Origin of the sequence: Maribacter thermophilus (assembly GCF_001020565.1) — a bacterium.
Classification (GTDB): domain Bacteria; phylum Bacteroidota; class Bacteroidia; order Flavobacteriales; family Flavobacteriaceae; genus Maribacter; species Maribacter thermophilus.
Genome location: NZ_LDAS01000001.1, coordinates 3,241,606 through 3,254,053 on the forward strand (window position 1 = coordinate 3,241,606; position 12,448 = coordinate 3,254,053).

Annotated in this window: 13 protein-coding genes; 6 read left to right on the forward strand and 7 right to left on the reverse strand. The window is 38.4% G+C overall.

All coding sequences use genetic code 11. The features are described from left to right. Positions 1-256: 256 nt before the first annotated feature. The 5 genes from amaB to AB657_RS14055 form a co-directional block, all read right to left on the reverse strand. Positions 257-1,810, reverse strand: coding sequence for an L-piperidine-6-carboxylate dehydrogenase (amaB, locus tag AB657_RS14035; RefSeq protein WP_047247065.1), 1,554 nt, complete (start codon positions 1,808-1,810; stop codon positions 257-259). A gap of 79 nt (positions 1,811-1,889) precedes the next feature. After that, positions 1,890-2,267 carry a DUF1304 domain-containing protein gene (locus AB657_RS14040; protein WP_394332524.1) on the reverse strand — a complete coding sequence of 126 codons (378 nt, stop codon included), beginning with the start codon at positions 2,265-2,267 and terminating at the stop codon, positions 1,890-1,892. Then, on the reverse strand, positions 2,264-2,806 hold the full coding sequence (locus AB657_RS14045) for a 3-hydroxyanthranilate 3,4-dioxygenase (RefSeq protein WP_047247066.1): 543 nt from the start codon (positions 2,804-2,806) through the stop codon (positions 2,264-2,266). The genes AB657_RS14040 and AB657_RS14045 overlap by 4 nt, the downstream gene beginning before the upstream one ends. 114 nt (positions 2,807-2,920) lie before the next feature. Continuing rightward, positions 2,921-3,400 (reverse strand): CAP domain-containing protein, encoded by a 480-nt coding sequence (locus AB657_RS14050; RefSeq protein WP_047247067.1) that lies wholly within the window; start codon positions 3,398-3,400, stop codon positions 2,921-2,923. A 213-nt stretch (positions 3,401-3,613) separates the two neighbouring features. Then, positions 3,614-4,120 carry a CvpA family protein gene (locus AB657_RS14055; RefSeq protein WP_047248011.1) on the reverse strand — a complete coding sequence of 169 codons (507 nt, stop codon included), beginning with the start codon at positions 4,118-4,120 and terminating at the stop codon, positions 3,614-3,616. An 84-nt stretch (positions 4,121-4,204) separates the two neighbouring features. On the opposite strand from AB657_RS14055, the gene AB657_RS14060 reads away from it, so the two are divergent. The 4 genes from AB657_RS14060 (at position 4,205) to AB657_RS14075 (ending at position 8,226) form a co-directional block, all read left to right on the forward strand. Then, positions 4,205-4,561 carry a hypothetical protein gene (locus AB657_RS14060; RefSeq protein WP_047247068.1) on the forward strand — a complete coding sequence of 119 codons (357 nt, stop codon included), beginning with the start codon at positions 4,205-4,207 and terminating at the stop codon, positions 4,559-4,561. Position 4,562: 1 nt separating this feature from the next. Then, positions 4,563-4,868, forward strand: coding sequence for an antibiotic biosynthesis monooxygenase family protein (locus AB657_RS14065; RefSeq protein ID WP_047247069.1), 306 nt, complete (start codon positions 4,563-4,565; stop codon positions 4,866-4,868). Between the two features lie 120 nt (positions 4,869-4,988). Further along, positions 4,989-6,473 (forward strand): glycerol kinase GlpK, encoded by a 1,485-nt coding sequence (gene glpK / locus AB657_RS14070; protein WP_047247070.1) that lies wholly within the window; start codon positions 4,989-4,991, stop codon positions 6,471-6,473. 85 nt (positions 6,474-6,558) lie between these two features. Further along, entirely contained in the window at positions 6,559-8,226 is a 1,668-nt protein-coding gene (locus AB657_RS14075; RefSeq protein ID WP_047247071.1) for a glycerol-3-phosphate dehydrogenase/oxidase, read from the forward strand. On the opposite strand, the gene AB657_RS14080 is transcribed toward AB657_RS14075, so the two are convergent. Beyond that, positions 8,223-9,224, reverse strand: a complete 1,002-nt coding sequence (locus AB657_RS14080) for an NAD(P)H-dependent glycerol-3-phosphate dehydrogenase (RefSeq protein WP_047247072.1) — start codon at positions 9,222-9,224, stop codon at positions 8,223-8,225. The genes AB657_RS14075 and AB657_RS14080 overlap by 4 nt on opposite strands. Before the next feature lie 124 nt (positions 9,225-9,348). Between AB657_RS14080 and AB657_RS14085 the strand changes: the two genes are divergently transcribed. After that, a complete protein-coding gene (locus tag AB657_RS14085) occupies positions 9,349-10,263 on the forward strand; it encodes a hypothetical protein (protein WP_047248012.1) in 915 nt (304 codons plus the stop codon). Positions 10,264-10,392: 129 nt separating this feature from the next. On the opposite strand, the gene AB657_RS14090 is transcribed toward AB657_RS14085, so the two are convergent. Continuing rightward, a complete protein-coding gene (locus AB657_RS14090; protein WP_047247073.1) occupies positions 10,393-11,241 on the reverse strand; it encodes an AraC family transcriptional regulator in 849 nt (282 codons plus the stop codon). Positions 11,242-11,431: 190 nt separating this feature from the next. On the opposite strand from AB657_RS14090, the gene AB657_RS14095 reads away from it, so the two are divergent. After that, positions 11,432-12,406: a phytanoyl-CoA dioxygenase family protein gene (locus AB657_RS14095; RefSeq protein WP_047247074.1), complete on the forward strand. Its 975-nt coding sequence runs from the start codon at positions 11,432-11,434 to the stop codon at positions 12,404-12,406. Positions 12,407-12,448 lie beyond the last annotated feature (42 nt).

The window sequence follows — 12,448 nt, forward strand, 5'->3', positions numbered from 1 at the left end:
AGAATACAGTTCGTACAGTTTTTAAAACGAAATATACAGAATAGAGACCTCTTTTGGCAACTATGCTTTATCTTGATTGTAGAATCATAAGAATATGAAAACTGTAAAAAAGAAAATACTTAGTTTATTTCGGTTTTTATGTATGGTAGTTGTGCTTGGTTTGCAGAATTTGGTGACCGGAAGCTGGACCACTGAAAACCCAAATCAAAAAACGGCCTAAAGTTGTAGGTTTTAGGCCGTTTCTTGGTAGTAAATATTACAAATCGAATTTAATGCCTTGGGCAAGGGGAAGGTCGGTAGTGTAATTAATGGTGTTGGTTTGTCTTCTCATATACACTTTCCATGCATCTGAGCCACTTTCACGGCCACCACCGGTTTCTTTTTCACCACCAAAGGCTCCCCCGATTTCAGCTCCTGAGGTTCCGATGTTCACATTGGCAATACCGCAGTCGCTGCCGGCTACGGAAAGAAATGTCTCCGCTTCCCTTAAATTGTTTGTCATAATGGCGGATGAAAGCCCTTGTACTACTCCATTTTGAATGGCTATGGCATTTTCGACATCCCCTTTATATTTTAGAAGGTAAAGTACAGGAGCAAAAGTTTCGTGCTGTACTATTTCAAAGTTGTTCTGTGCCTCTGCAATGGCGGGTTTTACATAGCATCCACTTTCATAGCCTTCTCCAGAGAGTACGCCTCCCTCTACAATGATCTTGCCTCCTTCTTCTACCACTTTTTGTAATGCTTGTTCGTAAAGGGCTACGGCATCTGTATCTATCAAGGGACCCACATGATTGTTTTCGTCCAAGGGGTTTCCTATTCTAAGTTGTTTGTAAGCGGCTACTAAAGCCTCTTTTACCTTGTTGTAAATAGATTCGTGAATAATTAACCTTCTGGTAGAAGTACAACGTTGGCCAGCCGTACCTACTGCACCGAATACGGCACCGATTACGGTCATTTTAATGTCGGCATCGGGGGTAACTATGATCGCATTGTTACCTCCCAGTTCCAGTAACGACTTGCCTAAGCGAGCGGCAACGGCTTGGGCAACGATTTTTCCCATTCTAATTGAACCGGTCGCAGAAATCAGGGGTACTCGTTTATCGTGGGTCATCATTTCACCCACTTTATAGTCTCCATTTATTAGACAAGAAATACCTTCGGGTAGATTGTTTTTTCTGAAAACTTCTGCAGCTATATTTTGGCAGGCTATTCCGCACAAAGGAGTTTTTTCAGAAGGTTTCCAAATGCATACATCTCCACAGATCCAAGCCAAAGCCGTATTCCAGGCCCATACCGCTACGGGAAAATTAAATGCAGAGATGATTCCTACGATTCCTAAAGAGTGGTATTGTTCGTACATTCTATGTCCAGGACGCTCAGAATGCATGGTAAGGCCGTGCAATTGACGCGAAAGACCGACCGCGAAATCACAGATATCTATCATTTCCTGTACCTCGCCTAGACCTTCTTGGTAACTTTTTCCCATTTCGTAGGAAACCAGTTTGCCTAAGGGTTCCTTTAACTCTCTTAACCTTTCTCCAAATTGACGTACTATTTCACCACGTTGTGGAGCGGGTTTTTTGCGCCATGTTAGAAATGCCTTTTGGGCAGTTTGCACTACTTTTTCGTAATCTGATGCTGTAGTACCTTTAACACTGCTGATCAAAGATCCGTCTACGGGAGAAAATGATTCTATAGTTTCACCGGATGAAAAACTATAGGACCCAGTGGAAGACCCGTCATTAATATCTTTAATACCTAAAGCTTTCAAAGCTTCTTCTATTCCAAATTCTATAGCGATTTTTGACATTTTGTAACTTTTTTAAACCAAATTGTTATATTTAAACAAAAATACAAAGAATAACCTGCTTAATACAAACCACGTGGTTTTAAGTTAATCTTATTGTTAACCAAAGTATTATGCCTATGATCGGAGGAATACCTTGAATAAAGAATATTTTTTTTGAGACGGACAGTCCTCCATATATTCCAGCCATTAGAACGCAGGCTAAAAAGAACAATGAAATATTGGCGGCCCACAAGAGGTCATCTATTAGAACGGACCAAATAAGGCCCGCGGAAAGAAATCCATTGTAAAGACCTTGATTTGCCGCCATACTTTTGGTAGGTTCAAATAGGTCTTCGGGAAAGTTTCTAAAAACTTTTTTCCCTTTCGTGGTCCATACGAACATTTCTAGCCATAGAAAATATAGATGCATTAAGGCGACTATGATACTAACTATTTTGGCAAGTACGAGCACGATCATTCTTCTTTGGCTATGAAGCGATCATCGACCGGCATTACAGTGCCGCACTTATCACATGTTCTTAAATCTTCTGAACCATAGAAATGTTTAAAATGGCCCAAAAAGTCTTTTTCTATATCGTTCAGTTTAAAATAGGTTTCATATAGTTTATTGTTACAGTTATCGCAAAACCAGAGCAGGCCATCTTTAGCGTCTAAATCCACTCTTTTACGCTCTATAACCAACCCTATGGAGTTTTCGTGCCTTACAGGGGAATGGGGTACTTTGGCTGGGTGTAAGTACATATCGCCAGGCCCTAGTTTCATTGTTTTTTTTTGCCCATCTTCTTGTATATGTACCTCGATATTTCCTTCTAGTTGATAAAAAAGTTCTTCGGTCTCGTTGTAATGGTAGTCTTTTCTGGCATTTGGTCCGGCCACGATCATGACAATATAATCGCCGGCATCTTTATATAGGTTTCTGTTGCCAACAGGGGGTTTTAGGGTGTCCCTGTTTTCTTGGATCCATTTGTTGAGGTTAAAAGGTGCTCTAATTTTCATATTATAACTTTATCGAAAGTTATAAAAAACAACGATCTTATGCTTGAATAGGGCCAATAAAAAAACCTTTGGAATACAAAGGCTTTTTTATTGGTTTGAATATAATTGGTCTGGTTATTCCTTATAAAACAATTGAGTGTAATAAAAATTGCCCGAGGGGTCTGTTTTTACGCTTACGGCCGTATGGGTAAAATCACCTTCCATTGTTTTTTTGTGGTTATTACTATCATACCACCCGTTAAAGGCCTCCATGGCAGTATCGTAATCTTTGGCTACGTTCTCGGCTACTATTTCTACCCCGACCTCTGAATTAATGCTAGAGGCCCTAGCGCTAAAATTATCGTGGTTTATACTTCCTTTTTCAATCATGTAATCGGTATGTGAATTAGCATATTTATAAGCTATTTCACTAAACTTCAATGGAACCGCACCCACAGACGATCTGTAATCGTTCACAATCTCCAAAAGCTCCTGTTCTACTGTAAATACATTTTCCGCTTCATGTGCCGTTGTTTCGTCTAGAGACTCGCTGGTACAGGAACCTAAAACTATTACAAATAAAACAGGGACTACGTAACGTAATCTCATTTTCATATAGTGTCTTATTTGTAAGTAGGCCGTTCTAACAGCACTCGTAGGAAAGAATAAGATTGGGGTATCTTATGTGTTCTATGTCAATTGGGGAATTGACGCCGTAATGATAATGAAAAATGATTTTTATGTCGGTAAAATTTTATCTTTTTTCGACAAAATACCTGTTTTTTATGAAAATAATATTTTTAAACCATGATTTTTGTCATTAATCCATCAAATATTTTCCTCGTTTATTGCGTTTCTTTCCAGCACTTTTTCGAAAACAAAAGATCCTATCTCTGATAGTGGTGTGTAAAACAACGATTCGCTTTTAGTTTCTTCGCTTATTAGGTTTAAATTGGCGTTCAATCGTTCAAAGAAGATCAAAAGGGCACCAATGATTACGGCTACTTTAAGGGCACCGAACAAACCTCCGGCTATTTTGTTCAAAAGGCCCAACATGGCAAAATCTGCAATTTTCGTCAACAATTTACCTGCCATATGTACTATTATTACGATAATTGAAAAAGTGATTATAAAGGCAGTGATATTGATGTATTTTTCATTCCAGTCCATTCGCTCCGAAAGATAATTGCCCGTTATATAAGAAAAGTGAATGGTCCCAAAGATACCGGCGATCAATGCAACTATGGAAGCTATTTCTACGAGAAGACCATTTTTTAGACCTTTCCAAAGACCATAGGCCAGCAATATTCCAATAACAATATCCAAAATATTCATTTCATGGGTGTTTTGACAAATATAGAACATTGATTAGTACCTTTATACCTGTAAAAAATATCAGGCGAAGAACGATATAGCATTATGGCAAGAGATATACAACTTAAAGAAAGATGGGAGGTTTTGGTAGAAAAGTTGTCTCAACGGTTTTCTGACGGGGATCCATTAGAATTGGATGCCATTATATATTTAGTAGGTGTACAGGAATTGGGACAATATCATAGAAAGTATAAGAAAGACGACAAGTTAGACCTTATGCACATCGCCATTTGTCGTCTGTTGGAGCCATACGGATATTATAAGTTCGAGTTTTTTGACGAGGAAGGTTGGCCCCATTACAGTGTTAAAGAAGCGTTGCCCCCTTTAAAGGCCGGAGAACAAACAGTTTTGATGAAAGAGGCGATCGTAGAGTATTTTTTAGAAAAGGAATTTATAGAATAAGATGAACAATACACCTTATTATGCCGTAATATTTACTTCTAAACGAAGGGAAGGAGACAATGGATATGAAGCCATGGCGGAAGAAATGGTGGAATTGGCCAAAAACCAACCCGGATATCTGGGTATAGAAAGTGCAAGGCAAGATATAGGTATTACGGTGAGTTATTGGGAGAGCCTAGAGGCTATAGCTGCCTGGAAGAACAACTCTCAACATTTAGTGGCGCAATCTAAGGGAATCAAAGATTGGTATAGCTATTACCATGTTAGAATATGTTGTGTAGAGCGAGAATATTCATGGGAATTTTAATCTTGGTATAGCAAGAGCTTAAATAGCCTGTTTTTTTGAAAACTCGGTAGATCAGGTTATATTACTTAGAAAATGTAGTCTATTGGTAACAGTATAGACCTGCAATATTCAATTTTACTTATGGGAACATATATAATTGCCCTGGATCAGGGAACAACCAGCTCAAGGGCGCTTTTAGTTGATGACAAAGGAAAGATCCAAGGAATGGTGCAAGAGGAATTCAAACAGATTTTTCCTAAATCAGGTTGGGTGGAGCACGATCCAAAAGAAATTTTAGATTCACAACTGGACGTTTTAAAACAATTGATTTTAGAGAACAATGTAAACCCTTCAGATATTAAGGCAATAGGTATTACCAACCAAAGGGAAACTACGGTGGTCTGGGATAAAGTAACAGGGGAGCCGGTTTACAATGCCATTGTTTGGCAAGACAAACGTACCGCTGATATTTGCCAGCATCTTAAAAGAGAGGGGCTTACCGAACACGTAAAACAAACAACCGGATTGGTTATAGATTCCTATTTTTCCGGCACTAAAGTAAAATGGATATTAGACAATGTAAAAGGAGCAAAAGAAAAGGCGGCGAAAGGAGATTTGCTCATGGGTACCATAGATACTTGGTTGGTATGGAATATGACCTCTGATAAAAATCACTATACCGATTACACGAATGCTTCTAGAACCATGTTGTACGATATTGTTAACCTTAAGTGGGACAAAAGACTTTTAGAGGTTTTGGACATTCCTAAAACTATGTTGCCCGAAGTAAAACCTTCGGCCTATCATTTTGGCGATTATGAGATAGATGGGGTCCGTATTCCCATAGCTGGCATTGCAGGTGATCAGCAGGCCGCTCTGTTCGGGCAAGGATGCTTTAAGAAAGGAACGGCCAAAAACACCTATGGCACTGGGTGTTTTATGTTGATGAATACAGGAAAAAAACCTCAGTTTTCTAAAAATGGATTGTTAACGACCATAGCATATGGCTTGGATGGTAAAGTAAACTATGCTCTTGAAGGAAGTATTTTTATTGCCGGTGCTGCAATACAATGGTTGCGAGATGGTCTGGAATTGATAGAAAGTGCGGAAGAAACAGAAGCTTTGGCAGGTTCGGTAGAGGGCGATAGTTCGGTATACGTTGTTCCCGCCTTTGCGGGCTTGGGGGCACCTTATTGGGATATGTATGCAAGAGGAGCCATTTTTGGACTCTCCAGAGATACCGGAAAAGCCCATTTGGCTAAGGCAACATTGGAATCTTTGGCATATCAGACCAAAGATATATTAAAGGCGATGGAAGACGATTCGGGTATTCAATTAGAAGATTTAAAGGTAGATGGTGGTGCATGTGCCAATAATTACTTAATGCAGTTTCAGGCCAATATATTGGATACTGAGGTACATAGGCCAGAGGTCATAGAATCTACGGCCATGGGAGCGGCGTTTCTTGCAGGTATTCAGGTAGGTCTTTGGAGTCAAGCCGATATTGATCAGAATAGGCCTATGGACCGGATTTTTAAACCCACTTTTAACCGTGTAAAGAGAAAACGTTTGTATGCCAAATGGAAAAAAGCCGTAGAACGGTCAAAAGGTTGGGAAGAGGAATAGTTCTCATTATTTTATCGTTAATTTCTCTTTTATTGATATGGATAGATAGAGACGACCTAATACCTTTGCATAAGAATAATGAGTTATGAAAAACATAGAGTTTACCAATTTAGACAGGGCCAAATCTATAGAAAAGCTAAAAAAAGAGAAGTTTGACCTTGTTGTTATCGGAGGAGGTATAACTGGGGGCGGTATAGCTTTGGATGCCGCATCTAGAGGGTTAAAAGTGGCTTTGTTGGAGAAGAACGACTTTGCGTCCGGTACCAGTAGTAAATCTACAAAACTTATTCATGGAGGGCTTCGCTATTTAAAGCAGTTCGATTTTTGGTTGGTAAAAGAGGTGGGTTCCGAGAGGGCCATAGTACATAAATTGGCGCCTCATTTGGTATTACCCGAAAAAATGCTTTTGCCCTTGATAGAAAACGGTTCTTATGGTAAATGGTTAACATCGGTAGGGCTTAAGGTATATGATATTCTGGCTCAGGTTACTGGCGAGGACAAACGCCAAATGTTGAAAAAAAAGGAAGCACTTAAATTAGAGCCGTTATTGCCCAAGAACATATTGAATGGTGCCGGGTATTATGCAGAATACCGTACAGATGATGCCCGTTTAACTATCGAAAACATAAAAACAAGTTTGTTGTTCGGGGCCCAGGCCATAAATTATGCATCGGTTTCAGACTTTTTATATACTAATAACAAAGTGTCCGGAGTTAAGGTGAAAGATGTTATTTCGGATAATGAATTTGAAATCAAGTCCAAATATGTAATTAGTGCGGCCGGGCCATGGGTAGATGAACTAAGAAGCTTGAACAATTCTAAAAAAGGCAAACAGTTGCATTTGACCAAAGGAGTACACTTGGTATTTCCGTTCCAAAAATTACCTGTTAAACAATCTGTCTATTTCGATATTCCCGATGGTCGTATGATGTTTGCCATACCAAGGGGCAAGGTTACCTATATCGGTACTACCGATACCAATTATAATGATAATAAGGACAGGGTAAGAACAGATCTTGCCGATGCCATTTATCTTATCTCAGCGGTAAATAATATGTTTCCCGATATTAATTTGGAGTTGGACGACATTGTTTCTTCATGGGCGGGTCTACGTCCTCTTATTCATGAAGAGGGTAAATCGGCTTCTGAACTTTCCAGAAAGGATGAGATTTTTGTTTCTGATACGGGACTGGTAAGTATTGCAGGAGGTAAACTTACAGGTTATAGAAAAATGGCCGAACGCGTAGTGAACAAAATTGCCGAAAAGCTGAAAGAAGAATACGATACGGAAGTAAAGAATTGTTATACCGAGAAAATATTTCTTTGTGGGAATAACGATTTTAAAAAGTTTAAAAACGTTAAAAAGTATATTAAGGAAATCTATGAACGCATTAGGGCAGATGGTTTTGATAAGCACGATGCCTGGTTTTTGGTTACCAACTATGGTGAGCAGACCGAAACTATTTTAGACTATTATCAAAACAGAACCGAGCCCGACAATGCCGTTAAATTGGTGTTGGCGGAGTTAGAGTACGGTATTAAGTATGAAATGGTTCTTACCCCTATGGATTTCTTTATAAGAAGAACCGGAAGGCTTTATTTTGATATCGACGCTGTTAGAACCTATATGGAACCTGTTCTAAATGAATTTAAACGCGTATTTAAATCGGACGATGAACAGGTTTTGCAATGGAAAGAAACATTGGAAAATGAAATCAAGGACCATTCTGATTTTTCACTGACTAGGTCTTAATTCAGTTTTTCCGTTAAGGCAGCAAATACTTTTTTAGGGTTTTTATGCTCATATAAAATTTCATAAACCGCATCGATAATCGGTGTTTTTACCTTTTTTTTGAAATTTTCTTTGATTTTATAGGCACTTTTGGCGGCATAATACCCTTCTGCTACCATGCTCATTTCCATTTGTGCACTTTTTACGGTATACCCTTTACCTATCATATTGCCAAACATTCTATTTCGACTAAAAGTAGAGTATCCGGTAACTAAAAGATCACCTAGATAGGCAGACTGGTTTATATTACGGTCTATATTATGAATGCGTTTGGTAAAACGTTTCATTTCACGAATGGCATTGCTCATCAGAACACTTTGAAAATTATCACCATATCCTAGACCATGTGCAATACCGGCCGCAATAGCATAGATGTTTTTGAGCACTGCGGCATATTCCGCGCCTATGATATCTTTTGATATTTTGGTCTTTATAAAATTGCTGGACAAGTTTTTTGCTACCATTTTCGCCTTTTTGCTATCCGAACAGGCAATGGTCAAATAAGAAAGTCTTTCCATTGCAACTTCCTCTGCATGGCACGGTCCTGTAATAACCCCGATATTTTCATAAGGTATGTTGTATTCATCATGAAAGTGTTGTCCAACGATCTTACCCGATTCTGGCACAATACCTTTAATGGCCGAAAATATAATTTTGCCCGTCAATGGCGCACTAAGCTTTTTTAGTTCACTGTTTAAAAAGGCAGATGGAATGGCGAAAATGAGAATATCACCGTAAGCAACAATTTCATTGATGTCATCTGTTAAGAACAGTTGTTCTGTTTTAAACTCTACCGATGTAAGGTAATTTGGGTTGTGTTTTTGGATCTTAAGATAACCTATGGCATCAGAATTGCGCATATACCAGCCCACCTCTTCTTGATTGGTGGTCAACATCTTAACAATTGCCGTGGCCCAACTTCCGCCACCCAACACAGCAAATTTCACTTTCTTGTTCATTATGGTAAAAATATAGATACAAAATTACCAAATAAAATGGACGATGTTATTTGCTTATAACCAGTATGTTAACTTTTGTGGCATGGTGCTTGTTTTCTACAAAGGGAATATAAAACCGAAAGATATGAAAACTGTAAAACTACTTTTTGGATATACCCTTATGGCAACTTTGTTGGTTTCTTGTTATGCGGAGGTAATCGTGGATGATGAGTATATAGAAACCTCTGCGTTCAATACCGATCAAGTGCTACGATCATATGAACTATGGTATGTAGATATAAATGAGACCCGTGGAAATGGGGAGGTTCCTTTTTTACAAAGGGCGTTTACAGTTTCGTTCGATCAAGGTGTTTTTTATGCCAACAACAATATTGTGGGTATAGGTAAAACGGGCAACGGCCTGGGAATAGATGTGGGATATTATAATACTTACAGAGGGCAGGTAGAGATAGATCATGATGTGGACGGTAATTGGTTGTTGGAAGTTTATGCGTTGGACGGAAGAACCATAGAGCTTTATGATACCAGTTCAGATACGTCGTATGTCTTAAGAGGATATCAACGTAACAACTTTGATTATGACCAGGTATTTTACGATAACATCGGTTATTTTATTCAGGAATACGATGCCTGGGAAAAATCATATACTAGTATAGAGGGGGCATTGAACGATTTTGACAATGAAAACTTTTTACAATTTTCATATTCATTTTTTAGGTCTTCCATAGACGCTCCCGGTACATCGTTGGCAAACTTGCAATGGGATTTTGAAGGGGATTACCAAATATATGATATACCTAACGATGAAACGTTGAAAGCACTGACTTTAGATTATGACTTTTTTGGGAACGACTATTTCGAATTGTATGTCATTAACGATGCTACCATAGAGTTATATCATCCAGCTAGTGGTACTGTTTATGAATTTAGGGGAAGGGGCTATCAACAATATTTAAAGTCGTCTAAGGGTACGGTGGACAAAAAACGGACAAAATCTTCTAACCCTACCATGAATGTGGTTCGAAAAAGGGAAAAATAAAGTTTGAGTTAGTTTAATAAACCGTCAAGAAACAAATCTTGGCGGTTTTTGTTCTTCAAATAGGCATTAAACCATTATACGTAAATGTGTGCAATAACAAGGATTATTGTAGATGATGATTTAGGTGTCTTACACGGACACGTAGTTTTTTTTGAAAGCTGATGGGTTTTCGCCTGTTATCTTTTTAAAGCTCCTGTTAAAATAAGAAAGACTCTCAAAACCACATTCGAAGGCTGTTTCACTTACATTTTTACCCATTAATAAGAGTCTTTTTGCTTGGCTGATACGGTATTGATTTAAAAAGGAAACAAAAGTATTGCCTGTAGCTTTTTTAAAATACCGACAAAAAGCGGGTTTTGTAAGGTTGCAGATTTCCGATACTTCCTCTAATGCTATTTTCTCTTGGTAATGCTCATCAATAAAAGCATATATTTTTCTGATTCGTTCCTGTTCTTTTTGTTTGAACCGATTTACGAACGGTGTTTTATGCAGCAACTCAAACTCTTTGCTTTGCGATAGGCGTTTAAGTATATTCATAACGCTCATAAAAAAATCGAATGGCTGTAAAGTGTGTAATTTTTTTAGAAGCGCGCCCACTTCTTTTTTGGTTTCCCCATAAAATGCCACACCGTATTTCGAAAGTTCCAAAAGTCTGTCCAATTGTTTTAGTTCGGGGTAATCGTTTAAAACGTTTTCTTTAAAACTTGGTTTTATGTGTAACACCTCTTTTCTATAAGTGGTGGTTACCCCATGGTCAAAATTTAAATGTGGAATGTTTGAGCCTATCAATACCAAGTCACTTTCCTCATAATTGGAAATATGGTCCCCTACATGCCTTTTTGCATTGGCGCCCTCTATATATACCAACTCCAATTCTGGATGAAAATGCCAATAAAATAGATGGTTTAGTTTGGGGTTGTGCAATAGCCTAAAAGGACTTTTAGATTCTGGCAATATGGTTTCTAACTCTACTTTCATTTTGTTTTTAATAAAACCCTATCGATTATGTTGATTGGGGTATAAATTTACCTAAATTGATATTAATGTGCTACATAAAGTGTTATAAAGTTAATATTGTTCAAAAATAGGTCAATATTACGGTAGTCGTGACTTCAGTTAGTTTCTAGTTTTGGAATGTTATAACTTAAATATTATAAAACTATAAGCCATGCAAAAAATATCTAAAAAAGTAGAAATGGCCAATAAGGCACATACAGAAATTCCGGGGAATCCTTCTACGGCAACTAGTAGCAAACAAAAATTGAACGACCGTTCGAACGGTAAACCTTTACGTGTTTTAAGCGAAGAGGATTGGCAGTTTTGGATGCACAATGGTTATATCGTTATTAAAAATGCAATACCTGCAGAACAAGCAAAAGAAACTGCCGATTTTTTATGGGAGTTCGATGAAAAGGACCCAAATGATAAAAGTACGTGGTACAAGGCGCCACGTGCCGAGATGAAAATGAAAGAATTGACCGGTACGGGAATGGTAGAGGTATACAATCATCAATATTTATGGAACAATAGGCAGGCACAACGTGTGTACGATGCTTTTGTAGATGTCTGGGGAACAGAGAAGTTATGGGTTACCATTGATCGTGCTAATTTAAATTTCCCATTACCTCCCGGAGTTGATAAAAAAGGATTTATCCATTGGGATTATGATCCGGAGACACGACCGCAAAATGTGCAGGGAGTGTTGGCCTTGGCAGATCAAGAGGATGAAAATATGGGTGGTTTTCAGTGTATACCATGGTTATATAGAAATTATGACACATGGAAATTGACCCAGCCTCAAGACCGGGATCATTTTCAGCCAGATATAACTGGCCTAGAAGATAAAACTGTAAAGGTAAAGATGAAGGCCGGTGACCTACTTATTTTCAATAGTACACAACCACATGGCATACGCCCCAACAAATCGGTAGATAAGGTGCGTATTGCTCAATACATATCTATGATGCCGGCAGAAGAGAATAATGAGGCATTGAGAAAGTGGCGTATCAATTCTTGGGAAAACCGTGTAGCACCGGAAGGGTACGCATTTCCTGGCGATCCTAGAAATTGGGAGCAGACAAAATATGAAAAAGCCAAATTAAATGGACTGGGAGAGAGACTATTAGGGCTAAAACCTTGGTAATATATGAAATCGTTAATAATGCGCTACTTTCTGGTGGTGTAG